The sequence below is a fragment of the Thauera sp. GDN1 genome (assembly GCF_029223545.1).
Lineage (GTDB): Bacteria > Pseudomonadota > Gammaproteobacteria > Burkholderiales > Rhodocyclaceae > Thauera.
Genome location: NZ_CP097870.1, coordinates 2,070,863 through 2,094,988, shown reverse-complemented (window position 1 = coordinate 2,094,988; position 24,126 = coordinate 2,070,863). Strand labels below are relative to the sequence as shown.

Genomic DNA, 24,126 nt, shown 5'->3' with positions numbered 1-24,126 from the left:
AATGCCGCTCACCCAGACCGAAAACCTCAACGTCCTCGCCTTCGACCACATGCCCTCCCCCGAGGAGATCAAGGCGCGCGTGCCGCTCACCGAGCGCGCGGCGGCTTCGGTGGTCGCGGGCCGCAAGGCGGTGATGGACATCCTCGACCGCAAGGACCCGCGCGTGTTCGTGGTGGTCGGGCCGTGCTCGATCCACGATCCGGTGGCCGGTCTGGACTATGCGCGCCGGCTCAAGAAGCTGGCCGACGAGGTCTCCGACACGCTGCTGCTGGTGATGCGCGTCTATTTCGAGAAGCCGCGCACCTCGACCGGCTGGAAGGGCTTCATCAACGATCCGTTCATGGACGACTCCTTCCGCATCGACGTCGGCATGGAGTGCGCGCGCAAGTTCCTGCTCGACGTGTGCGAGATCGGCCTGCCCACCGCCACCGAGGCGCTCGACCCGATCGCGCCGCAGTACTACGGCGACCTCATCGCCTGGACCGCGATCGGTGCCCGCACCTCGGAATCGCAGACCCACCGCGAGATGGCCTCGGGCCTGTCCACCCCGGTCGGCTTCAAGAACGCCACCGACGGCGACATGGACGTGGCGATCAACGCCATCATCTCGGCAGCCAGCCCGCACAGCTTCCTCGGCATCAACAGCCAGGGCCAGTCGGCGGTCACCCGCACGCGTGGCAACCCTTATGGCCACGTGGTGCTGCGCGGCGGCGGCGGCCGTCCGAACTACGACACGGTGTCGATCTCGCTCGCCGAGCAGGCGCTGGCCAAGGCCAAGCTGCCCAGGAACATCGTCGTCGATTGCTCGCACGCCAACTCGTGGAAGAAGCCCGAGTACCAGCCGCTGGTGATGAAGGACGTGATGCACCAGATCCGCGAGGGTAACCAGTCGGTGGTCGGCCTGATGATCGAGAGCAACATCGAGGCCGGCAACCAGCCGATTCCGGCCGACCTGTCGCAGCTCAAGTACGGCTGCTCGGTGACCGACGCCTGCGTGGGCTGGGACACCACCGAGGAGATGATCCGCAACGCCGCCGCCCTGCTGCGCGACGTGCTGCCCCGTGCGGAGCGGCGCGCATGAACCTGGTCGTGCTGGCCGCCGACGTCGACAGCGTCGCGCTGAAGAACGTCGCCAAGCTCACCGAGACGCGCGAGATCGAGCAGATCACCACGCGCTCCTTCCGCCTCCTGGGCGCCAAGCCCCACGAAGCGCTGGTCGCCACCTGCGCCGCGGGCGGGCTCGATCACGTGTGGTTGCCCGAGGGCCGCAAGCTGAGCGACTTCGGCCTCTTCGTCACCGACATGGACTCGACCCTGATCAACATCGAGTGCATCGACGAGATCGCCGACATGCAGGGCCTCAAGCGCGAGGTGGCGGCGATCACCGAGGCGGCGATGCAGGGCGAGATCGATTTTCGCGAATCGCTGACGCGGCGCGTGAGCTTGCTGGCCGGACTGCCGGAAAGCGCGCTCGCCGAGGTCTTCGACCACCGCCTGCAGCTCAACCCTGGCGCCGAGCGCCTGCTGCAGGGCCTGCAGCGCGCGGGCATCCGCAGCATGCTGGTGTCGGGCGGCTTCACCTTCTTCACCGAACGCCTCAAGGCCAGTCTCGGCTTCGACTACGCCTTCGCCAACGAACTCGAGGTCATCGACGGCAAGCTCACCGGCAAGGTGATGGGGGACATCGTCGACGGCGAGGCCAAGGCCGCGCATCTGCAGCGCGTGCGCGACGAACTCGGCCTCAAGCCGGAGCAGGTGATCGCGGCCGGAGACGGCGCCAACGACATTCCGATGCTGCGCGCGGCCGGTTTCGGCGTCGCCTTCCACGCCAAGCCGGTCCTGCGCGACGTAGCGCACTGCTGCCTGGATCACAGCGGGCTGGACGGGATCCTCGACATCTTCGGCTAGAGGGCGGCGACCAACGACTCCTCCAGACGGCCGGCGCTCATGCGCAGCACGCGCCCGCAACGGCGCGCCAGCGACTCGTCGTGGGTGACCAGGATCAGGGTCGTGCCCGCCTCGCGGTTGAGCGAGAACATCAGCTCGATGATCGCCTTGCCGGTCTCGGCGTCGAGGTTGCCGGTCGGTTCGTCGGCGAGCAGCACGCGCGGATCGGGCGCGAACGCACGCGCCAGCGCGACGCGCTGCTGCTCGCCGCCCGAGAGGTGCTTCGGATAATGGCGCAGCCGACTGCCGAGGCCGACGCGCTCCAGCCACTGGGTTGCGACCGCGCGCGCATCGGCGGCGCCCGCCAGTTCCAGCGGCAGCATCACGTTCTCCAGTGCAGTGAGCGCAGGCAAAAGCTGGAAGGACTGGAACACGAAGCCGATCGACTCGCCGCGCAGCGCCGCGCGCGCATCCTCGTCGAGGCCGAACAGATCGGTGCCCTGTAGCCGCACAGCACCCCGACTGGGAACATCGAGGCCGGCGAGCAATCCCAGCAGGGTCGATTTTCCCGACCCGGACGCGCCGACGATCGCCACCGACTCGCCCGCGCCCACCGCAAACCGGATGTCCTGCAGAATCTGCAGCTCGCCCTGGCCGTCGGCCAGCGTGACCTGCTTGCACAGGCCATCGACCTCGATGACCGGACTGGAGAGCTCAATGCCGCTGCGTTTCATCATTCCCTTCGTGTTCATGTTCTTCTTCGCCGCCCTCGCCCGCGCCGACACCATCCTGGTTTGGGGCGACAGCCTGTCGGCGGGCTATGGACTGCAGAAGGGCCAGGAATGGCCCGCCCTGTTGCAGACGCGTCTGCAGGCCGAAGGGTTCCGCCATGTGGTCGTCAACGGCAGTGTATCCGGCGAGACCTCGTCGGGTGGCAGGACGCGCCTGCCCGACGCGCTCGCCGAGCATGCGCCCAGGGTGGTGATCCTGGAGCTGGGCGCCAACGACGGCCTGCGCGGCCTGCAGCCCGGGCTGCTCGCCGACAACCTCAAGGCGATGGTCGCCGCGGCGAACGGCGCCGGCGCCCGTGTGCTGCTGGTCGGCATGCACATGCCGCCGAACTACGGCCCGGCCTACACCCGCCGCTTCAGCGCGGTGTATCGCGAGCTGGCCGAGCGCGAGGACCTGCCGCTGGTGCCCTTCCTGATGGAGGGCTTCGCCGACCGCCCCGAGATGTTCCTCGCCGACGGCATCCACCCGACGGCGGAGGCGCAGGGGCTGATCCTCGACAATGTATGGGTCGAGCTGAAGCCGCTGCTCGCCGCAGAAGGTGCGAAGTCGGCGCGCAAGTAAGCCCGGGCGCGCAATCCGGCTGCAGCCATCGCGGCTGCCGCCGCGCCCACAGGAAACGCGCCTGGGCCTGCGCTCAGGCGACCACCACGCGCGCCGGACCGGGCTGCATCGCGCCGACCACCGTGCCGGCCTCGCCCTGGAACTCGCGGATCGCGGCCTGCACCGCCTCGACCGTCTCCGCTGCGCAGGCGATCAGCAGGCCGCCCGAGGTCTGCGGATCGGTGACCAGCTTGCGCTGCCACTCCGGCGCATCCGCCGGCAGCTCGACCTCCGCGCCGTAGCTCGCCCAGTTGCGCGTCGACGCGCCGGTGGCGACACCGTCCTGCACCAGCGCGCGCGCCTCGTCGATCACCGGCAGCGCATCGAAGCGCACCGTACCGGTCAGACCGGCGCCGCGGCACATCTCGAGCAGGTGGCCGGCGAGGCCGAAGCCGGTGACGTCGGTCACCGCATGCACGCCGTCGATGTCGGCGAGCTTCGCGCCGACGCGGTTGAGCGTCGTGGTCCAGCGGATCATCTGCGCGTAGCCATCGGTCGACAAGCGGCCCTTCTTGAGCCCCGCCGACAGGATGCCGATGCCGAGCGGCTTGGTCAGGATCAGCACGTCGCCCGCCTTGGCGCCGGCGTTGGTGCGCACGCGGGCGGGGTCGACCACGCCCAGGCCGACGAGGCCGTAGATCGGCTCGAGCACGTCGATCGAGTGCCCGCCGGCGACCGGGATGCCGGCCTCGCGGCAGACCTCGGCGCCACCCTTGAGGATCTCGCCGATGACCTCGGGCGGCAGCTTGTCGAGCGGCATGCCGACGATGGCCAGCGCCATGATCGGCGTACCGCCCATCGCATAGACGTCGGACAGCGCGTTGGTGGCGGCGATGCGGCCGAAGTCGCGCGGGTTGTCCACGATCGGGGTGAAGAAGTCGGTGGTGGCGACGACGGCCTGGCGCTCGTTGAGCTTGTACACCGCGGCGTCGTCGGCGGTGTCGGTACCGACCAGCAGCTCGGGCGGCACGAGGCCGGCGGGCATGGTGGCCAGCAGATCGGAGAGCACGCCGGGGGCGATTTTGCAGCCGCAGCCGCCGCCGTGGGAGAATTCGGTCAGTCTGATTTCGTTCATGTTTCCGAGGGAGAAAAGCGACACGCGGCGCAAGTTGGCGCCGCGTGTCGTGTCAACATCATGCAAAAAGGCGTCGCGACCGTAGCACAGCTGTCCGGCTTTGACGAGATCATCGACGCGCGCACGCCCGCCGAGTTCGCCGAGGACCACATCCCGGGCGCGATCAACCTGCCGGTGCTCGACAACGAGCAGCGCGTCATCGTCGGCACCATGTACAAGCAGCAGTCGGCCTTCGACGCGCGCCGGCTGGGCGGCGCGCTGGTGGCGGCCAACATCTCGCGCCACATGCTCGAGGTGCTGAAGGACCGGCCGAAGAACTGGCGCCCGCTGATCTACTGCTGGCGCGGCGGCCAGCGCAGCGGCTCGTTCACCACCTGGCTGCGCATGGTGGGCTGGGACGCCTGCCAGCTCGAGGGGGGCTACAAGGCCTTCCGCCACCTGGTGATCGCCGAGATCGAACGCATCGTGCCCACCCTCGACCTGCGCATCGTGTGCGGACCCACCGGCAGCGCCAAGACGCGCGTGCTCGAGGCGCTCGCCGCGCAGGGCGCGCAGGTGCTCGACCTGGAGGATCTCGCCGCGCACAAGGGTTCGGTGCTGGGGGCACTGCCCGACCGTCCGCAGCCGGCGCAGAAGCACTTCGAGACCCAGCTGTGGGCGCGCCTGCGCACGCTGGATCCCGCGCGCCCGGTGTATGTCGAGGCCGAAAGCCGCAAGATCGGCCTCGTCTTCGTGCCCGAGCCGCTGATCATGGCGATGCGGCGCTCGCCCTGCGTCATGATCGACGCCAGCCGCGACGCGCGCCTGGAATTCCTGGTGCGCGATTACGCCTACCTCGGCGACGACGTCGCCGCGCTGCAGGACAAGCTCCACCGCCTGCGCGAGCACCAGAGCCACGAAACGCTCGCGCGCTGGAAGACGCTCGCCGCCGAGCATGCGCTACCCGAGCTCTTCGGCGAGCTGATCGACCTGCACTACGACCCGCTGTATCGCCGCTCGCAGAACGGCAACTACGCCGCCTACGCCGACGCCCCGCAGGTCGTCACCGACGACCTCAGCGAGTCGGGCATCGGGCGCCTTGCCGCCGCCATCCTGGCGCTGGAAGCGGCCTCCGCCGGCACGCCCGCCGCGACGAGCTGAGCGCGCGACCGGGTAGCGCGACGGCTCAGGGCAGGCGGGCCATGGCGTCGCCCTTCACCGCACACACGCGCTGCACCACCGCCGGGCGCGGCACGGCAACCTCACCCTGCTCGAAGGCGAGCGGCGTCCAGCCCGTGGGCAGACGCGCAAGCAGTTCGCCGGGCTGGAGCAGGAAGGCCGGGCTCGAGGGCTTGCCGAAGCGCTCGTTGCCGAGCATGAAGGTCTCGTAGATCAGCACGCCGCCCGGCGCCAGCAACGCCAGCAGCGCATCGAAGCGCGGCCGATGCAGATAGTTGGTGACGACCACCGCGTCATAGCGCTCGCCGGCGAGCGGCCAGCTCTCCCCCTCCAGATCCAGTTCGCGCACCCGCACGCCGTCCACGCCCCGCAGTGCGGCGAGCGCCGCCGGGTCGCGATCGACCGCATCGACCTGCATGCCCAGCCCGGCGAGCCAGCGGGCATGGCGGCCGCTGCCGCAGGCGTAATCGAGCACCCGCGCCCCCGGGACGAGCAGCGACGCGAAGCGCACGACCCAGGCGGACGGCGCGGGCAGCGCCTGGTGGGAGGCGTCGGACGCGTTCAGCGCGGACACGGGTGGAACGGAGGGAGTGGCGGGCATGGCAGTGGCCTCAGTTGCGGGATTTCGGCGGCGGGCGGAGAGCCTTCCCGGCAAGGGTGTGGATCGGGTTCGCCCCCACCGGCCCCGGAGCTGGACCGCATTTTATGCGCGGCAATCCCGCCATGGGCGTACGCTTGTCCTTTAGCGTCGACCACTGGCCTAAAATGATGGCATCGCGCGACGGCGCCGGCCGGCGCCAGGTGGCCAGTCGTTAGAAATTAACGGAAATGCTATAAATAGCACGCATGCAGATTGTGCACTGCAGTATAATTTTGATTTGATCCAGTAGACTGACGCGCCTCGTCGCGCTCTGCTGGCCGTACCGAATTCAACTAGCCAGTCGGGTTCCAATCATGAAAGACAAGCACTACCTCACTCCGCTTCTGGAACCGCGCTCCGTCGGCATCATCGGCGCCAGCGAACGCGAAGCCTCGCTCGGCGACGTGCTGATGCGCAACATGCTCAGCGCCGGCTACAAGGGCAAGCTGTTCGCGATCAACCCCAAGCACGACAAGGTGCACGGGGTGACCTGCTACAAGTCGGTCGAGGACGTGCCGCAGCGTCTCGACCTGGTGGTGATCGCGGTGCGCGCCGAGAAGGCCCCCGCCATCGTCGATGCCTGCGGCCGCGCCGGCGTCAAGGCCGCGATCCTGCTGTCCTCGGGTTTCTCCGAGGCCGGTCCGCGCGGCGCGCTGCTCGAGCGCCAGGTCATCGAGGCCGCCCACCGCCACCGCATCCGCCTGCTCGGCCCCAACTGCCTGGGCATCATGCGCCCGCAGCTCGGCGTCAACGCCACCTTCGCCCACGCCAGTGCGCTCAAGGGCAGCATCGGCCTGATCTCGCAATCGGGCGCGCTGTGCGCAGCCATCCTCGACTGGGCCAAGCCGAACAACGTCGGCTTCTCGGCGGTGGTGTCGCTGGGCTCCTCGTCCGACATCGACTTCGGCGAGGTGCTCGAATACATGATCTCGGACCCGCGTACCGAGAGCATCTTCCTCTACGTCGAAGGCATCCGCGACGCCCGTCGCTTCATGAGCGCGCTGCGCGGCGCAGCGCGCGTCAAGCCGGTGCTGCTGATCAAGGCGGGCCGCCACCCCAACGCCTCGCGCGCGATCCTTTCGCACAGCGGCGCGCCCCTGGGTGACGACGCGGTGTTCGATGCCGCGCTGCGCCGGTCCGGCGTGATCCGCCTGTACAACATGGGCCAGCTGTTCGCCGCCGCCAACGCGCTGTTCTCGCACTTCCGTCCGCGCGGCAACCGCCTGGCCATCATCACCAACGGCGGCGGACCGGGCGTCATGGCCGCCGACCGCGCCTCCGACATCGGCATCCCGCTCGCCGAGCTCTCCGAAGGCACGATCGAGAAGCTCAATGCGGTGCTGCCCAGCGGCTGGTCGCACAGCAACCCGATCGACATCCTCGGCGACGCCGATCCCGAGCGCTACCAGAAGGCCCTGCGCGCGGTGCTCGACGGCCCCAACGTCGACGGCGTGATGGTGATGCTGACGCCGCAGGCCATGAGCAACCCCACCGGCGTGGCCGAGGCGGTGATCGAGCTCGAGAAGACCGCCGACAAGCCGGTGGTCACCTGCTGGATGGGCGAGGAGCTGGTCAAGGAGGCACGGCAGAAGTTCAACCTCGCCGGCATCCCCAACTTCCGCACGCCCGAGCCGGCGGTCGAGCTCTTCAGCCACATCTCGGCCTACTACCAGAACCAGAAGCTGCTGATGCAGACCCCGGCCTCGCTGTCGCACCTGCCGCCGCCTTCGGTCGAGAGCGCGCGCCTGGTGATCGAGATGGCGCTGTCCGAGCGCCGCAAGAAACTCAACGAGATGGAGTCGAAGGCGCTGCTGGCCGCCTTCCGCATCCCGATCGCGCAGACCGTCATCGCCCGCTCGGCCGCCGAAGCCATGGTGCTGTCGGCCGAGATCGGCCTGCCGGTGGTGATGAAGATCGACTCGCCGAGCATCGTGCACAAGTCGGACGTCGGCGGCGTGCGCCTGAACATCCGCAGCCTGGCCGCGGTGCGCTCGACCTACCAGGAGATCCTGGACGAGGTGAAGCGCGTGCAGCCCGACGCGGTCATCAACGGCATCGCGATCGAGCCGATGATCCAGAAGCGCAATGGCCGCGAGCTTGTGGTCGGCGTCAAGCGCGATCCGGTGTTCGGCCCGGCGATCACCTTCGGCGAGGGCGGCAACCAGGTCGAGGCCAACAGCGACATCGCCGTCGCCCTGCCGCCGCTCAACAGTTTCCTGGTGGCGGACATGATCCGCTCCACCCACATCGCCACCCGCCTCGGCGAGTTCCGCAACATGCCGGCGGTGGACATGAACGCGCTCGAGCTGGTGCTGCTGCGCATCTCCGAGATGGTCTGCGAGCTGCCGTGGATCACCGGGATGGAGATCAACCCGCTGATCGTGGACGAGAACGGCGTGGTCGCGGTGGATGCCAGCATCACGGTGGATAACGTCTCGCCGACCGCGGACCGCTACGACCACATGGCGATCCACCCGTATCCGTCGCACCTGATCAACACGTGGACGGTGCCCGACGGCACCACGGTGACGATCCGCCCGATCAAGCCGGAAGATGCCGAGCTCGAGGTCGACTTCGTGCGCCGGCTGTCGGCCGAGACCAAGTACTACCGCTTCATGAACACCATGCGCGAGCTGCCGCCCGCGATGGTGGCGCGCCTGACCCAGATCGACTACGACCGCGAGATGGCCTTCGTCGCCACCCTCGACGTGGACGGCGTCGAGAACGAGATCGGCGTGTGTCGCTACGCGGTGAACCCGGACGGCGAATCCTGCGAGTTCGCGGTGGTGGTGGCCGACGACTGGCAGCACCGCGGGCTGGCGCGCAAGCTGATGGGCGTGCTGATCGAGACCGCGCGCAGCCGTGGCATCCAGTACATGACCGGAGTCTTCCTCGCCAACAACGAGCGCATGCTCAAGTTCGTGCAGAAGCTCGGCTTCGTGCTCAGCAACGACCCCGAGGACAGCTCGGTCAAGCTGGGCGTGCTCACGCTGCAGGACTGAGCGATGCCGGCGACGATCGAACACATCGACTTCCATGGCCTGCCCGCCCTGCGCCTGCGCACCGCGGGCGGTGCCGCGGCCGTGGTCAGCCTGTACGGTGCGCAGGTGCTGTCGTGGTCGCCGCCCGGCGGCGGCGAGCGCCTGTACCTGAGCCCGCAGGCCGTCTTCGACGGCAGGACGCCGATCCGCGGCGGCATTCCGGTCTGCTTCCCGCAGTTCGCCGATCTCGGTACGCTGCCGGCGCACGGCTTCGCCCGCACCGCCACCTGGTCGGTGGTCACCGAGCGCACCGGGGCCGATTTCGCGCTGCTGACGCTGGCGCTGAGCGACGACGCGACCACGCGCGCGGCCTGGCCCCACCCCTTCCGTGCCGAGCTCGGCATCCTGATCGAGGACAGCCGCCTCGATCTGGAGCTGGAAGTCGAGAACACCGGTGATCAGGCGCTGGCGTTCACCGCCGCGCTGCACACCTATCTCGCGGTGCGCGAGGTCGAGGAGTCCCGTCTCGAAGGCCTGCACGGCTTCGAGTACCGCGACAAGCTCGACGCCAACCGCATCAAGCGCGACAGCGGCGACGTGCTGCTGATCGAGGCCGAGACCGATCGCGTCTATCACGACGTCAAGCGCCCCCTGCTGCTGCGCGAATACGACCGCAGCCTGGGGATCAACGCCGACGGCTTCCCGGACGTGGTGGTGTGGAACCCCTGGGTCGAGCGCAGCGCCGCGATCGCCGACCTCCCCGACGACGCCTTCCGCCGCATGCTGTGCGTGGAAGCCGCCGCCGCGCATGAACCGGTGCGCCTGCCCGCCGGCGAAACCTGGTGGGGACGGCAGACGCTGGTGGCGCTGTAGCCCGAGCGCAGGACCATCGCGGCTGCCGCCGCTCCCACAGGCGCTCCCACAGGCGCCTCCCAGAGCCGCTCCGACAGCCGCCTCCGACAGCCGCCCCGACAGCCGCCTTCCACGGCCGCCTACGTCAGGCGCGCCCAGACAGCAGCCGCCGACAGGCGCCCCCGACAGACGCCTCCCGATCGGCCGCACGCTCAGTGGCGGCGCCCGCTGTGGGAGCGGCGGCAGCCGCGATTGCGTTCCGCCCCCGCCGCCTCCGTCCCGACGCGGGTTGATCTCGCCACGCGGCATGCTGCACTATCCGGCCCTTCCCTTTCGCAACACCGCCTCATCCTCATGCTCCCCCCGATCGAACATCGCATCGCCGAAGAGCTCGGCGTCTCGCCGCGCCAGGTCATCGCCGCCGTCCAGCTCCTCGACGACGGCGCCACCGTGCCCTTCATCGCCCGCTACCGCAAGGAAGTGACCGGCGGCCTCGACGACACCCAGCTGCGCAACCTCGAAGAGCGCCTCGGCTACCTGCGCGAGCTCGAGGATCGCCGCGCCACCGTGCTGGCCTCGATCGAGGAACAGGGCAAGCTCACTGCCGAGCTGCGCGCCGAGGTCGAGCACGCCGACACCAAGCAGCGCCTGGAAGACCTCTACCTGCCCTACAAGCCCAAGCGCCGCACCAAGGCGCAGATCGCGCGCGAAGCCGGCATCGGCCCGCTCGCCGAGGCGCTGCTGGCCGACCCGATGCTGACGCCCGAGGCCGAAGCAGCGAAATACCTCAACGCCGAGGCCGGCTTCGCCGACACCAAGGCGGTGCTCGACGGCGCGCGCCAGATCCTGATGGAGCACTTCGCCGAGGACGCCGCGCTGCTCGGCGAGCTGCGCAGCTACCTGCACGAGCACGGCCAGGTGCGCTCGGCGGTGATCGAGGGCAAGGAGAACGAAGGCGCGAAGTTCCGCGACTGGTTCGACTTCGCCGAGCCGATCGCCACCATGCCCTCGCACCGCGCGCTGGCGCTGCTGCGCGGGCGCAACGAGGGCGTGCTGCGCCTGACGCTGGATGTGGACCGCCCCGACCCCGACGCGCCGCATCCCTGCGAGGGCCGCATCGCCGTGCGCTTCGGCATCCGCAACCAGGGCCGCCCGGCCGACCGCTGGCTCGCCGAGACCGCGCGCTGGGCGTGGAGCGTGAAGATCTCGATCCATCTCGAGCTCGAGCTGATGAGCGAGCTGCGCGAGCGCGCCGAGGAAGAGGCGATCCGCGTGTTCGCGCGCAACCTCAAGGACCTGCTGCTCGCCGCGCCTGCCGGCACGCGCGCCACGATCGGCCTCGATCCCGGCATCCGCACGGGCGTCAAGGTCGCGGTCGTCGACGCCACCGGCAAGCTGGTGGATACCGCCACCGTCTACCCCTTCGAGCCGCGCCGCGACCGCGAGTCCTCGATCGCCACCATCGCCGCGCTGGCGAAGAAGCACGCCGTCGAGCTGATCGCGATCGGCAACGGCACGGCCTCGCGCGAAACCGACGCGCTGGCGGCCGAGCTGATCAAGCGCCATCCCGAACTGCAGCTGACCAAGGTCATGGTGTCCGAGGCCGGCGCATCGGTGTATTCGGCGTCCGAGCTGGCGGCGAAGGAGTTCCCCGACGTGGACGTCAGCCTGCGGGGCGCGGTGTCGATCGCCCGCCGCCTGCAGGACCCGCTCGCCGAGCTGGTCAAGATCGATCCCAAGTCGATCGGCGTCGGCCAGTACCAGCACGACGTCAACCAGGGCCGCCTGGCGAAGAGCCTGGACGCGGTGGTCGAAGACTGCGTGAACGCGGTCGGGGTGGATGTGAACACCGCCTCGGCGCCGCTGCTGGCGCGCATCTCGGGGCTCAACGCCACCCTCGCCGGCAACATCGTCGAGCACCGCAACGCCAAGGGCCCGTTCCGCAGCCGCGATGCGCTGAAGGACGTGCCGCGCCTCGGCCCCAAGACCTTCGAGCAGGCCGCGGGCTTCCTGCGCATCCCGAGCGGCGACAACCCGCTCGACGCCTCCTCGGTGCACCCGGAGGCCTACCCGGTGGTCGAGCGCATCCTCGCCCGGGTGCAGAAGAGCGTGCGCGAGCTGATGGGCAACGGCAGCTTCCTGAAGTCGCTGAAGCCGGTCGAGTTCACCGACGAGCGCTTCGGCCTGCCCACTGTGCAGGACATCCTCGCCGAGCTCGAGAAGCCCGGCCGCGACCCGCGCCCCGAGTTCCGCACCGCCAGCTTCCGCGACGGCGTGGAGACGCTGAAGGACCTGCAGCCGGGCATGCTGCTCGAGGGCGTGGTCACCAACGTCACCAACTTCGGCGCCTTCGTGGACATCGGCGTGCATCAGGACGGCCTGGTGCACATCTCCGCGCTGTCGAACACCTTCGTCAAGGACCCGCACAGCGTGGTCAAGGCCGGCCAGGTGGTGAAGGTCAAGGTGCTCGAGGTCGACATTCCGCGTAGCCGTATCGCGCTGACCATGCGCCTGGGCGACGAGCCCCCGCGCCGCGAGGGCGGTGCGCGCAACGAGGCCCGCGGCCCGCAGCCTGCCCGCGACGGCAACCGCGACCGCCGGCCGGCCGACGGCGCCCGGGGCAAGGGCAAGCCCGCCGTGCGGAACAGCCCGCCCGCCGGCGGCAACGCCCTGGCGGAAGCCTTCGCCCGTGCCCGCGGAGGGAAGTGAGCCATGCCCCCGACGATCTACGGCATCAAGAACTGCGACACCATGAAGAAGACCTTCGCCTGGTTCGAAGGCGCCGGTGTCGCCTACGGTTTCCATGATTACAAGAAGGCCGGCATCGATGCGGCCACGCTGGCGCGCTGGTGCGACACGCTCGGCTGGGAGGCGCTGGTCAACAAGCGCGGCACCACCTGGCGCAAGCTCGCGCCCGAGCAGCAGGCCGTCGCCGACCGCGCCGCCGCCATCGCGCTGATGCAGGCCCAGCCCAGCCTGATCCGCCGCCCGGTGATCGACTTCGGCGCGGGCGGACTCGTTGTCGGCTTCGACCCCGAGGCCTTCGCCGCCCGTACCGCATAGCGCCACCGCCCCATCTGGAACGAAAACGAATGAGCGACACCCTTCCCACCAGTTACGTCCAGCGCTTCCTGCTGGAAGATCTCGACATCCGCGGCGCCGTGGTGCGCCTGACCGACGTCTGGCAGGCCATGCAGGCCGGGCGCGACTACCCGCAGGTGGTGGCGCGCCTGCTCGGCGAGATGAGTGCGGTGTCGGCGGTGATCGCCGGCAACCTCAAGCAGCCCGGCCGCCTGACCTTCCAGATCACCGGCCACGGTCCGGTGAGCCTGCTCGTCGTCGACTGCGCCGAGACGCTGAACCTGCGCGGCTACGCCAAGGCCGACTCCGTACCGACCGGCAGCACCCTGGGCGAGCTCGTCGGCGACGGCCGCCTGCAGCTCTCGCTCGACATCGAGGGCCTGGACCAGCCCTACCAGAGCCTGGTGCCGCTCGAGGGCGACAGCATCGGCGAGGTCTTCGAGCACTATCTGGCGCAGTCCGAACAGCAGCCCGCCGGCCTGTGGCTGGCCTGCAGCCCGCAGGCTGCGGTCGCGCTCTTCGTGCAGAAGCTGCCCGGCGCCGACCTCAAGGACCTCGACGGCTGGTCGCGCGTGCAACAGCTCGCCCACACGGTGCGCGACGACGAGCTGCTCGGCCTGGATGCCGCGGAAATCCTGCGCCGCCTGTTCGCGGAGGAGAACGTGCGCCTGTTCGACGCCCGCGCGGTCACCCACGACTGGCCGGCGGATCCCGAGAAGGTGGCGGGCATGCTGCGCGCGCTCGGCGAGGACGAGGTGCGTGCGATCCTGGCCGAACACGGCGAGATCGTGGTGCACGACGACCTCTCCAACCACAGCTACCACTTCGACGCGGTCGACGTGGACGCGCTGTTCCGGCCGCCGACGCTGCATTGATCGTCCGCGCGGACGGCCTGGTCCATGCGCCTCGCGTGACGGTCGCCGCCCTTGCCCGATCGCCCGTCGATCAGTACACTTCCTTGATTTTGAAGACCCTTCCGCCCATGTCCGCCAACGCGTCCGCACGCCCGATCGAGTTCCGCAACACGACGCTTGGCGCAACCCTCGCCGTGATCCAGGCCGCCGAACCCACGACGCTGGCCGATGCGATGCACAAGATGCTCGGCGGCATGCCGGACTTCTTCAACGGCGAGACGGTGATCCTCGATTTCGGCGCGGTCGCCAGCATGCCCGAACGCATCGACTGGCCCGGGCTGCAGTCGCTGCTGCGGCGCTATCGCCTGCAGCCGATCGGCGTCATCCGCCTGCCCGAAGCGCATCACGAGTCCGCCCGTCGCGCCGGCCTCGCGTTGATCGATCCCGCACAGCTGGCTGCCCAGCCGCCGGCCGAAGCCCGTGCCAGACCCGTCGCTGCCACCGCTCCGGCCCCGGCGCCCGCCGCGCCGGAGCGCGCGCCGGCACCCCCGCCCGCCCCCGCAGCAGCAACGCCGACGATGTTCGTCGACCGCCCGCTGCGCTCGGGCCAGCAGGTCTATGCACGCGGCACCGACCTGGTGCTGCTCGGCGGCGTCAGCCCCGGCGCGGAAGTCATCGCCGACGGCAGCATCCACTGCTACGGCCCGCTGCGCGGCCGCGCGATCGCCGGCGCCCAGGGCGACCACGGCGCACGCATCATGGCCAGCAACTTCGGCCCCGAGCTCGTTTCCATCGCCGGTGTGTATCGCACCTTCGATCGCGGCATCCCGGAAGCCTACGCCGGCAAGCCTACCCAGGTGCGCCTGAACGGCACCGACCACACGCTCAACATCGACGTGCTGCAGCTCGACTGAGCCAGCCATACAGCATCAACAAGGGGAAACCGTGAAAGTCATCGTCGTAACCTCCGGCAAGGGCGGTGTGGGCAAGACCACCACCAGTGCGGCCTTCGCCTCCGGCCTCGCCCTGCGCGGCTTCAAGACCGCGGTCATCGACTTCGACGTCGGCCTGCGCAACCTCGACCTGATCATGGGCTGCGAACGCCGCGTCGTGTATGACCTGGTGAACGTGGTCAATGGCGAAGCCCGCCTGAACCAGGCGCTGATCAAGGACAAGCACTGCGAGAACCTCTTCGTCCTCCCCGCCTCGCAGACCCGCGACAAGGACGCGCTGACCGAGGAAGGCGTGCAGAAGGTGCTCGACGAACTCGAGCACATGGCCTTCGACTACGTGGTGTGCGACTCCCCCGCCGGCATCGAGCGCGGCGCGGTGATGGCGCTGACCTTCGCCGACGAGGCGATCGTCACCACCAACCCGGAAGTGTCGTCGGTGCGCGACTCCGACCGCATCCTCGGCATCCTGCAGAGCAAATCCAAGCGCGCGCGCGACGGCGGCGAGCCGGTCAAGGAGCATCTGCTGATCACCCGCTACTCGCCCAAGCGCGTGGACGACGGCGAGATGCTGTCGTACAAGGACGTGCAGGAACTGCTGCGCGTGCCGCTGATCGGCGTGATCCCCGAGTCCGAATCGGTGCTGCACGCGTCCAACCAGGGCACGCCGGCGATCCACCTCAAGGGCACCGACGTCGCCGAGGCCTATGCCGACGTGGTAAGCCGCTTCCTCGGCGAGGACCGCCCGCTGCGCTTCGTCAACTACGAGAAACCCGGCCTGATCAAGCGCCTGTTCGGAGGGAAGTGACATGTCCTTCCTGTCCAAACTGTTCGGCGAGAAGAAGAAGACCGCGGAGATCGCCAAGAACCGCCTGTCGCTGCTGATCGCCCACGAACGCGCGGGCGGAAGCCCGACGGCGGATTTCCTGCCGGCGCTTCAGCGCGAGCTGATCGAGGTCATCTCGAAATACGTCGCGGTCAACCCCGACGACATCAAGGTCCAGCTCGACAAGCAGGACAACTTCGAGGTGCTCGAGGTCAACATCGTGCTCCCCGAGCAGAAGCCCTGACTTTCCGGAAGCACTGACGCCCGACCGGCACCGCGCCCGGCGCCTCGCACCTCACGCCTGGCGCTCCCCGGCATTCACCGGGATCCAGAAGCGGAACACGCTACCTTCGCCGGGCGTCGAGCGCACCGTGATGCCGCCGCCCATCAGCTCGGCGAGTTCGCGACATAGCGCGAGGCCCAGCCCGGCGCCGCCGTGCTGCCGGGTTTCGAACGCATCCGCCTGGCGGAAACGCTCGAAGATCAGTTCATGCTGGCTCGGATCGATCCCGCAGCCGGTGTCGCTGACCTCGAACACGCAGTCGCTCCCTTCCCGCCCCGCCTCGACGCTGACCCGCCCGTGGTCGGTGAACTTCAAGGCGTTGTGCACCAGGTTGTTCAGCACCTGCGTCACCCGCGTGCGATCGCAATGCAGCGTGAAGGCATCCCTGGCCGAGTACACGAGTTCGACCCCCTTGCCCAGCGCGATCGGCCGGTAGGTCGAGCACACGTCCTCGACCACCGTCTTCAGCTCCACGTCGGCGGGCCGCAGACGCATCTCGCCCGCCTCCACCCGCGCCATGTCCAGGATGGAGTTCAGCAGCGCGAGCAGATGCTGGCTGTTCTCCACGATCACTTTCGCGAAACCGCGGTTGTCCTCGCTCTCCTGCGTCTCCGTCAACAGCTCGGCATAGGCGATGACGCCATTGAGCGGCGTGCGCAGTTCATGCGACACCGCGGCGAGGAACTCGGTCTTGAGCCGGTTGGCCGATTCCGCACGCGTCTTCAGGTCGTGCAGCCTGGCCGAAATGCGGCGCTGGCGCTGCAGCAGGCCGATTGCCAGCACGCTGAAGGCGACGATCACCGCACTCATGCCGGCCCCGAACGCGAGGTAGCCCTCGCGCCGCGAGCGCCATTCTGCGAGCGCCTCCTCGCGCTCGACACCCACCAGCACGACCAGGGGCAGGTCGCGCACCTTGCGGTAGCTCACCGAGCGCACCAAACCATCGACCACGCTGGCCCCCGAGTAGTAGCCCGCCAGCGACTCCGCCAGGCTGCGGAACAGCGGCCCCTGGGACAGGTCCTGCCCGATCGCGGTGGACTCTCCCGCACGACGCGCGCGCACCACGCCATCGAGGCCGACCAGGGTGACGACGCCCCGCTTTCCGATATTCACCTCGTTGTAGAAGCTGACGAAATAGAAGGGATCGACCGAGATCACCGCCACCCCGCCGAAGCTGCCGTCCGGGCGATTGATCCTGCGCGTCAGCTGGATCGACCACTTTCCGGTGGCGCGCCCCAGGACCGGCTTGCTGACGAAGACCTGCCCGGTGTCGGCCTCCTTGTGCACCCGGAAATGCTCGCGATCCTTCAGGTCGACACGGGCGAAGTCCGCCAGATTGGACTTGTGGTAGATGCCCTCGGCGTTGATGATCCCGACCTGGTTGAACAGGCTGTTGACGATCATGCCCTGCCTGACCGCCGATCCGATGTCGAGCGCGTCGCCGATCGCCTCGTACTGGAACTTCACGAACAGCAGCGCCTGATCCACGCTGGCCAGCGTACGGATGGTGTGCTCCTCGAACACCCGGGCCAGGCTCATGGTGCGTTGCCGGATCAGTTCCTCCTCGGCGGCGGCCTCGGAGGAGATCTTCAGGCTGACCGCGGTCCACAGGCTCACGATCAGCACCAGGCCGATCGCGGCGATCGACCACAGCGACCAGCGTCCGTCCGCGAACGACTCCTCGACGTACGCGGCGTTGCCGCGAGCGACCTCCGTGCCCTGCGACACCCTCGTGCCAGCCTCGTTCCGTTCGTTCGCGGCAGTCCCTGCAGAAGTCATCACGTTTCTCGATCAGTACGACGGTTCGCATCATATGGGCTTCGTCCATCAGCGGCCGTGGCATTTGCAACATCGGGACTGCCTTGTCACGAGCGGATCCGTGTGTGATGGATCACGCTCGCCGCTCGTCGCTCATTGCGTAAGTTTACCTTGAGCACGAGAATTCCAACACCAGTCTGCTGGCTGCAGACACCACCCACTCCATCCCCGCCGCCATGGACCTGTCCGACCTGACCCCGCACCCCGGCATCGCAGACGCACCCCACCACGGCCCCGTTTCGCGCCCGCACAAGGCGGGAAGATCGCACTGCCACGATCGCCCCCACGGACGCGCGCAGGCAAAGGAACTCAGCGCGGCCTATCTGCAGATGTTCCGCATCAGCAGCGACCTCAAGGCGCTGATCATGGAGCGCAACCGGGCACTGAAAGCGGTGCGTGCGGCACAGCGGCAGGCCATGCGCCATCTCGTCCTCGTCGCCGCGCAGCGGGAAGCCGGCGGTCTCGAACATTGCCTGCGCGTGGGGGCGATCTCCGCGCTGCTGGCAAGGATGCTGGGCAAGCCCGAGACCTGGTGCGACATGCTGTGCGAGGCTGCGGCCGCACACGACATCGGCAACCTGGCCGTCCCGGACGCGATCCTGCACAAGAAAGGACCGCTGACGGCGCGCGAATGGGCGGTGGTGCGCGACCACCCGATCGCCGGCGCAAGGCTGCTCGACAGCGCGCACAACCCGATCCAGCAGCTGGCGGCACAGGTCGCCCTCAATCACCATGAAAAATGGGATGGCAGCGGCTACCCGGCACGCCGCCAGGGCGACAACATTCCATCGGCGGCACGAATCGTCGCGGTCGCCGATTTCGTCGACTCCCTCGCCCTCGAGGCCCATGGCCGCAACGGCGTGGATGAGGAGCGCATCTTCGCCCTTTTGCGCCTTGCCAGTGGCGCGCAGTTCGACCCCCGGGTAGTCCGCGCGATGTGCAAGCTGCGTCCCCGACTGGCGCAGATCCGGGCGCTCGCGGCCGCGAACCGGAGCGCCTTTCCCGGCGAGGACGAAGCCTGCTCGTGGTGGCGCCAGATCGATCTGCCCGTCCGGGCGACGGTTCGCTCGCCGGAACGGGAGGCGAGAACGGCAGCCGCTCAGCGCGGGTGACCCGGCATCGGCCAGAAGCTCGGACGGCTTTGCTCGGGCGCCATGCGCCACACCTCGAACGCATCGACGAGTCCGAGGATCTGCATGGCCGTGAACGGCTTGATCACGTAGCCGTCGGCACCGAGCGCGCGCGCCTGCTCGCTCGTGCGCGGGTCGTTGTCGGCGGTGAGCATGACCACGACCGGGGCCGCCGGCTGCCCATTCCCCTTGAGCAGCGCGCACAGTTCGAGACCCTTTTGTCGCCCACCGGGTAGTCCGATGTCGAGCAGGACGACGTCGGGCATACGCTCGGCGACCTGGCCCAGAGCTTCTTCCGCGTCGGATGCGAGCCGCACGCTGCAGCCCTGTCTGGCCAGGATCAGCCGCAGCAACTCCCGAATTTCGGGAGCGTCATCGACCACCAGCACGGAAAGTTCCTGCCGATCGAGCTCTGAAGCCATGGCCATCTCCTTCGCACATGGGGTACCGCAGGCCATTGTCCGCCTTCATGCAGTATTTAACGGGCCGAGTGTCCACGCGTCGCTAGAATCCCGGCGTACGGATCGCCCCCATACGGATGCCTGATTTCGAAGGGACATTCGAAGGCATGATGCCGTAACATTACGCCGTTCCGATCGAAACCCGCAACCGTATCCCGAAAGCATGAAACGAATCATTCTCGTCGTCGAAGATCAACCCGAAATCCGCAAGCTGATCTGCATGACCATGGACTACGACGGGTTCGAGGTCCACGAGGCGGACAATGGCGAAGCCGCACTGAAGCTGATCACGGCACTGCGCCCGAACATCGTCCTGCTCGACGTGATGATGCCGGGCAAGCTCGACGGTTTTCAGGTCTGCGAGCGCGTGCGCGCCGATCCCGAGCTCGCCGACACGCCGATCGTGATGCTCACCGCGCGCGGCCAGCAGGCCGACATCGAGGCCGGGCGGCGGGCGGGGTGCTCGGCCTATCTGACCAAACCGTTCAGCCCGCTGCAACTGATCGAAACCGTCGAACGCCTCACCGGCACCACGCTGAGCTGAGCGCCTCGCAACACGATGCCCATGCCGTCGCCCCACCGCCGTGGAATCCTGCGGGCAGGATGTGCCGCGCTGCTCGCGCTCGGCCTTCCTCCCCGCGCCTTCGGCAAGGCGGCGCCGGTGCTGATCGGACTGGACGCGGAGTTCTCCGACCGCAACAGCACCGCGGACGACGGGATACGTCTGGGGATGCAGACCGCGATCGACGACATCAACGCCGGGGGTGGCGTGCTCGGGGGGCGACCGCTGCAGCTCGTGACCACCGACAACCGCAGCGTGCCGGCGCGCGGCCTCGCCAACGTGGAGTACCTGGCGGCCCTGCCCGACATGACGGCCTACCTGTGCAGCAGGTTCTCCCTGGTGGCGCTCGAGCAGTTGGCCCGCATCCATGACCTGCAGCTGCCGCTGCTCGCAGCCGGTTCGGCGGCCGATTCAATCGTCGACAACCATCGTTCGCCAAACTACGCCTTTCGTCTCGGTCTGCGCGACAGCATCGCCATCGAGGCCCTGCTGAAGGCGATCGCAGCCCGCGGCTTGCGCAGGATCGGGCTCATGCTCCCCGCCACGGCCTGGGGGCGGAGCTGCCTGTTCTTCGCCGAACGCCAGTTCGCCCGCGACCGGGGACGTGCGCTGGAGATGGTGGGCGTCGAATGGCATCGCTGGGGCAGCGAGCGGCTGATCGACGAAAGCTATCGAAGCCTGCACGCCAAGGGTGCGCAAGCCGTCCTGCTGGTCGCCAACGAGCACGAGGGGGCCGCCCTGGTGAAGTCCCTTGCGCAGATGCAGGTCGCCGACCGCCGGCCGATGTTCAGCCACTGGGGCATCACCGGTGGCGATTTCCCCGAGCTATGTGGCCCCGCCCTCGCGGAGGTGGATCTGGAAGTCGTGCAATCATTCAGCTTCGCCCGCGCGCAGGGTCCCCGCGGCGCACGCCTGGCACAGCTTGCGGCTGCGCATTTCGGTGTGGACGATCCACTCCAGGTGCCCTCGGCGACCACCATCGGCCCTGCGTACGACCTGGTGCATCTGCTCGCGCTCGCCATCGACCAGGCCGGCAGCACGCAGCGGCCGGCGATCCACGCAGCCCTCGAGAGCCTGCCCGCATACTCGGGCGTGGTCCGCCGCTTCGCCCCGGCGTTCACGCCCACCCGCCACGAGGCACTCGACATCGATGATGCGTTGATGTGCCGCTTCGACCCGAACGGCCGCCTCGTCCCCGGCAGGTTCAGGAGCTGATCGCCTTGGCCCTGACGCCATTCACCCGCTCCGGACGCTGGAAGCGCGCCGGCCTCGCTACCCGCATCACCATGCTGTCGGCACTGCTGACGGCGGTGGTCATGGTGCCGGTGCTGATCCTGTCCTACGCAGCGCTGCATTCGCTGATGCGCGACAAGATCGAGGCCAATCTGCGCGAATCGGCCACCGTGGCCCGTCTCGCCTTCGAGGCGCAGCTCGATGCACTCGTCGACAAGATCGCTTCCGCCTCGAAGCAGACGATCTTCAGCGACGCGCTGGCCGACTCCGGGGCGCGCAGTCAGTACACCCTGCCGATCCTGCAGGACATCTGCGACGCCTCACCCAAAATCACCGCGCTCGTGCTCACCGATTTCCGCGGACAGCTGCTCGAGGAGGGCTGCGACCGCGAACAGCGCTGGCATGCCGAGCAAGGTCTGCAATTGCAGCGGATCATCGAGGAGGGACGCTTGACCCTCACCCTGGCCCACCCGGATCACGCGCTGCACCTGAACCTGGCTGCACCGATCGTCTTTCTCCCGAGCGGCAGTTTCGAAGGCGCGCTCGTGGCCGATCTCGATCTCGAGTCCATGTTCGCGGCAGCGACGAAGGCAGTCGATGGACGCTACGCCTTTCGCCTGAAACGAACCGACGCGGGAGCAGGAAGCGGCGGCGCCGGCGAAGGCGACGAACTCGCCCATCTGGCCCCCCTGTTCGCCATCTCCGGCTGGAATCTACCGCTCGCCATCGAAGTCGCCATCGACCGCCAGCTCGCCAACCGCCCGATCTACTGGCTGATGGCCGCCTTCCTCGCCATCGGCGTCGGCATCTTCGCCCTGATCGCCTGGCAGAGTCGTCGCCTCGCTCTGATCGTCGCCGCACCGCTCAACGAACTCGAGCACACCGCAGCCCGGGTCGCAGCCGGCGAGCTCGACGCGCTGCCGGTGGTGGCCGAGATCCCTGGCGATGGGGACCGCTTCCGGCTGCTCACGGCCACGGTGTATCGCATGATCGCCGCGCTCCGCGACACCCAGCGCCAGCTCGCCGCTACACTCGAGGCGCGCACCATCGAGGTCGCGCACTCGGAACGCGAACGCGTGCTCAAGGAACAGGCGCTGGCGTCGACGGAAAGCGGCGTGCTGATCCTGCGCCAGGCCGATGACGGCCAGCGCGTGCACTACGCCAATCCCGCCTTCCTCCACATCACCGGCTTCGCCGCCGCCGCGGTGCTCGGTGCGCGCTGGCCCGCGGAGGTCTTTCCGGGCAGTGCCGGGGCGGCGATCGAGGCCGAACGTGCGCCCGGCGAGGCGGTGCTGTTGGCGCATCGGCGCGCCGATGGCAGCGAGGCGTTCATCGAGGTCTCGGTCTCGCGCGTGATGGTCGAGGACACGGCGCAGGCGCCGCACGCCATCGTCCTGGTCACCGACGTCACCCGGCGCCACGAGGCCAGCCTCGCCATCGCCCTGCGCGACCGGGCGCTGCAGGCGGTGCAGAACGGCATCGTCATCACCGACCTGCAGCAGCCGGACAACCCGATCATCTATGTCAACCACGCCTTCGAGAACATCACCGGCTACTGCTTCGCCGAGGTGGCCGGCAGGAATCCGCGCCTGCTCCATCGCGACGACCGCGAGCAGCCCGAGATCGCCCAGCTGGACGAGGCGGTGGCCACCCGCCAGCCTTGTTCGGTGACGCTGCGCAACTACCGCAAGGACGGCACCCTGTACTGGAACGAGCTGTCCATTTCACCCCTGGCCAATCCGCTCAGCGGCGAGGTGACGCACTACGTGGGCGTGCAGAGCGACATCACCGAGCGGCGTCGGACCGAGGATCTGCTGCTCGAGTGGTTGTCGCGTTTCGACGCCGTGTTCACCCTCAGCCCCGACCCGCTGATCTGTTTCGACAAGGACGGACGGCTCAGCTATGTCAACGCCGCCGCCGAACGCAGCTTCGGCACCAGCATCGGCGCACTCACGGGGATCACGCTCGCCGAATTCGGCGAGCATGTCCACGGCCTGCTCGAGAACGGCCACGGTCTGCTCCACCTTCCCGATCCCGCGCCCAATCCGGCCAGGAGCGGAGAAGACCTGGCCCAGGACTGCCTGCTGCGCCTCGCCCGGCCCAAGCCCTGCATGCTGCGCCAGACCTACCGCTACTGCGGCGCGAGCTCGGCCTCGCTGGTGCTCTATTACCGCGACGTCACCCGCGAAGCCGAACTCGACCGCATGAAGAGCGAGTTCCTGTCGACCGCGGCCCATGAACTGCGCACCCCGATGTCGAGCATCATGGGCTTCTCCGAACTGCTGATGATGCGCAGATACGACGAGGCCAAGACCCGGGAAGTGCTCGCCACGATCAACAGCCAGGCCCACCGCCTCACCGACCTGCTGACCGACCTGCTCGACCTCGCCCGAATCGAGGCAAGGCGCGCGGAGAGCTTCCGCTTCGACGACATGCCGCTGCGCCAGGCGATCGACGAAGCGCTTGCCGCCTTCCTGATCCCGGACCACACCCATCGGCTGGTGCTCGAACTGCCGGCGGAGCTGCCGACGATCCGCATGGACCGCGCGAAGTTCCAGCAGGCGCTGCTCAACCTGCTCTCCAACGCCTGCAAGTTCTCTCCCGGCGGGGGCGACATCGAACTCGCCGTCCACAGCGCGCATCCGGAGGGGCTGGGCTTCATCGGTGTGGCGGTGCGCGACCAAGGCATGGGCATGGATGCCGAGGAATGCAGCCACGCCTTCGAACGCTTCTATCGTAGCGATCGCTCGGGCCACATCCCCGGCACCGGCCTCGGCCTGCCGCTGGTCAAGGAGATCATGAAGGTTCACGGCGGCAGCGTGACCCTGGAAAGCGTTCCCAAGGTCGGGACCTGCGTTACCCTATGGTTCCCGCTCACCCCCGCACACACCGAAGACATGCGAGCCGCCCCCCCCGACATCCAGACCACCCCGTCCGCCTGAT

General features: G+C 68.6%; 21 protein-coding genes. 16 read left to right on the top strand and 5 right to left on the bottom strand.

Annotation, left to right across the window (positions count from 1 at the left end; genetic code table 11):
• Position 1 precedes the first annotated feature (1 nt).
• Both CKCBHOJB_RS09610 and serB read left to right on the top strand, forming a co-directional pair.
• A complete protein-coding gene (locus CKCBHOJB_RS09610) occupies positions 2 to 1,081 on the top strand; it encodes a 3-deoxy-7-phosphoheptulonate synthase (protein ID WP_281048459.1) in 1,080 nt (359 codons plus the stop codon).
• Positions 1,078 to 1,908 carry a phosphoserine phosphatase SerB gene (gene serB / locus CKCBHOJB_RS09605; RefSeq protein WP_281048458.1) on the top strand — a complete coding sequence of 277 codons (831 nt, stop codon included), beginning with the start codon at positions 1,078 to 1,080 and terminating at the stop codon, positions 1,906 to 1,908. Before CKCBHOJB_RS09610 ends, serB begins: the two co-directional genes overlap by 4 nt.
• Here the strand turns inward: serB and CKCBHOJB_RS09600 are convergent.
• Entirely contained in the window at positions 1,905 to 2,621 is a 717-nt protein-coding gene (locus CKCBHOJB_RS09600; RefSeq protein WP_281051670.1) for an ABC transporter ATP-binding protein, read from the bottom strand. The genes serB and CKCBHOJB_RS09600 overlap by 4 nt on opposite strands.
• Between CKCBHOJB_RS09600 and CKCBHOJB_RS09595 the strand changes: the two genes are divergently transcribed.
• Positions 2,605 to 3,240, top strand: coding sequence for an arylesterase (locus tag CKCBHOJB_RS09595; RefSeq protein WP_281048457.1), 636 nt, complete (start codon positions 2,605 to 2,607; stop codon positions 3,238 to 3,240). The two genes, CKCBHOJB_RS09600 and CKCBHOJB_RS09595, sit on opposite strands and share 17 nt — an antisense overlap.
• A gap of 73 nt (positions 3,241 to 3,313) precedes the next feature.
• Here CKCBHOJB_RS09595 and selD read toward each other — a convergent pair whose 3' ends face one another.
• On the bottom strand, positions 3,314 to 4,354 hold the full coding sequence (selD, locus tag CKCBHOJB_RS09590) for a selenide, water dikinase SelD (protein WP_281048456.1): 1,041 nt from the start codon (positions 4,352 to 4,354) through the stop codon (positions 3,314 to 3,316).
• Positions 4,355 to 4,414: 60 nt separating this feature from the next.
• Here selD and mnmH point away from each other — a divergent pair, with 60 nt between their 5' ends.
• A complete protein-coding gene (mnmH, locus tag CKCBHOJB_RS09585) occupies positions 4,415 to 5,494 on the top strand; it encodes a tRNA 2-selenouridine(34) synthase MnmH (protein WP_281048455.1) in 1,080 nt (359 codons plus the stop codon).
• Positions 5,495 to 5,519: 25 nt separating this feature from the next.
• On the opposite strand, the gene CKCBHOJB_RS09580 is transcribed toward mnmH, so the two are convergent.
• Entirely contained in the window at positions 5,520 to 6,113 is a 594-nt protein-coding gene (locus tag CKCBHOJB_RS09580; RefSeq protein ID WP_281048454.1) for a class I SAM-dependent methyltransferase, read from the bottom strand.
• Between the two features lie 353 nt (positions 6,114 to 6,466).
• Between CKCBHOJB_RS09580 and CKCBHOJB_RS09575 the strand changes: the two genes are divergently transcribed.
• The 8 genes from CKCBHOJB_RS09575 to minE all read left to right on the top strand — a co-directional run bounded on the left by CKCBHOJB_RS09575 (position 6,467) and on the right by minE (position 15,940).
• A complete protein-coding gene (locus tag CKCBHOJB_RS09575) occupies positions 6,467 to 9,154 on the top strand; it encodes a GNAT family N-acetyltransferase (RefSeq protein WP_281048453.1) in 2,688 nt (895 codons plus the stop codon).
• Positions 9,155 to 9,157: 3 nt separating this feature from the next.
• Positions 9,158 to 10,006, top strand: coding sequence for a D-hexose-6-phosphate mutarotase (locus CKCBHOJB_RS09570; RefSeq protein ID WP_281048452.1), 849 nt, complete (start codon positions 9,158 to 9,160; stop codon positions 10,004 to 10,006).
• 333 nt (positions 10,007 to 10,339) lie between these two features.
• Positions 10,340 to 12,694 carry a Tex family protein gene (locus CKCBHOJB_RS09565; RefSeq protein WP_281048451.1) on the top strand — a complete coding sequence of 785 codons (2,355 nt, stop codon included), beginning with the start codon at positions 10,340 to 10,342 and terminating at the stop codon, positions 12,692 to 12,694.
• Between the two features lie 3 nt (positions 12,695 to 12,697).
• Positions 12,698 to 13,048 carry an ArsC family reductase gene (locus CKCBHOJB_RS09560; protein WP_281048450.1) on the top strand — a complete coding sequence of 117 codons (351 nt, stop codon included), beginning with the start codon at positions 12,698 to 12,700 and terminating at the stop codon, positions 13,046 to 13,048.
• Between the two features lie 29 nt (positions 13,049 to 13,077).
• Positions 13,078 to 13,941, top strand: a complete 864-nt coding sequence (locus CKCBHOJB_RS09555) for an Hsp33 family molecular chaperone HslO (RefSeq protein ID WP_281048449.1) — start codon at positions 13,078 to 13,080, stop codon at positions 13,939 to 13,941.
• A gap of 107 nt (positions 13,942 to 14,048) precedes the next feature.
• On the top strand, positions 14,049 to 14,834 hold the full coding sequence (minC, locus tag CKCBHOJB_RS09550; protein WP_281048448.1) for a septum site-determining protein MinC: 786 nt from the start codon (positions 14,049 to 14,051) through the stop codon (positions 14,832 to 14,834).
• 31 nt (positions 14,835 to 14,865) lie between these two features.
• Positions 14,866 to 15,678 (top strand): septum site-determining protein MinD, encoded by an 813-nt coding sequence (gene minD / locus CKCBHOJB_RS09545; protein ID WP_281048447.1) that lies wholly within the window; start codon positions 14,866 to 14,868, stop codon positions 15,676 to 15,678.
• A gap of 1 nt (position 15,679) precedes the next feature.
• Positions 15,680 to 15,940 carry a cell division topological specificity factor MinE gene (gene minE / locus CKCBHOJB_RS09540; protein ID WP_281048446.1) on the top strand — a complete coding sequence of 87 codons (261 nt, stop codon included), beginning with the start codon at positions 15,680 to 15,682 and terminating at the stop codon, positions 15,938 to 15,940.
• 51 nt (positions 15,941 to 15,991) lie between these two features.
• Here the strand turns inward: minE and CKCBHOJB_RS09535 are convergent, their stop codons facing one another.
• Positions 15,992 to 17,707, bottom strand: coding sequence for an ATP-binding protein (locus CKCBHOJB_RS09535; protein ID WP_281048445.1), 1,716 nt, complete (start codon positions 17,705 to 17,707; stop codon positions 15,992 to 15,994).
• Between the two features lie 266 nt (positions 17,708 to 17,973).
• On the opposite strand from CKCBHOJB_RS09535, the gene CKCBHOJB_RS09530 reads away from it, so the two are divergent.
• Positions 17,974 to 18,909 (top strand): HD domain-containing phosphohydrolase, encoded by a 936-nt coding sequence (locus CKCBHOJB_RS09530; protein ID WP_281048444.1) that lies wholly within the window; start codon positions 17,974 to 17,976, stop codon positions 18,907 to 18,909.
• Here the strand turns inward: CKCBHOJB_RS09530 and CKCBHOJB_RS09525 are convergent.
• Positions 18,897 to 19,349: a response regulator gene (locus CKCBHOJB_RS09525; protein WP_281048443.1), complete on the bottom strand. Its 453-nt coding sequence runs from the start codon at positions 19,347 to 19,349 to the stop codon at positions 18,897 to 18,899. The genes CKCBHOJB_RS09530 and CKCBHOJB_RS09525 overlap by 13 nt on opposite strands.
• 202 nt (positions 19,350 to 19,551) lie before the next feature.
• On the opposite strand from CKCBHOJB_RS09525, the gene CKCBHOJB_RS09520 reads away from it, so the two are divergent.
• Genes CKCBHOJB_RS09520 through CKCBHOJB_RS09510 form a run of 3 tightly spaced genes read left to right on the top strand, consistent with a single transcriptional unit; the run spans position 19,552 to position 24,125 of the window.
• Entirely contained in the window at positions 19,552 to 19,932 is a 381-nt protein-coding gene (locus CKCBHOJB_RS09520) for a response regulator (RefSeq protein ID WP_281048442.1), read from the top strand.
• Positions 19,933 to 19,953: 21 nt separating this feature from the next.
• Positions 19,954 to 21,165 (top strand): ABC transporter substrate-binding protein, encoded by a 1,212-nt coding sequence (locus tag CKCBHOJB_RS09515; protein ID WP_281048441.1) that lies wholly within the window; start codon positions 19,954 to 19,956, stop codon positions 21,163 to 21,165.
• Between the two features lie 5 nt (positions 21,166 to 21,170).
• On the top strand, positions 21,171 to 24,125 hold the full coding sequence (locus tag CKCBHOJB_RS09510) for a PAS domain S-box protein (RefSeq protein ID WP_281048440.1): 2,955 nt from the start codon (positions 21,171 to 21,173) through the stop codon (positions 24,123 to 24,125).
• The last annotated feature ends 1 nt before the right edge of the window (position 24,126 follow it).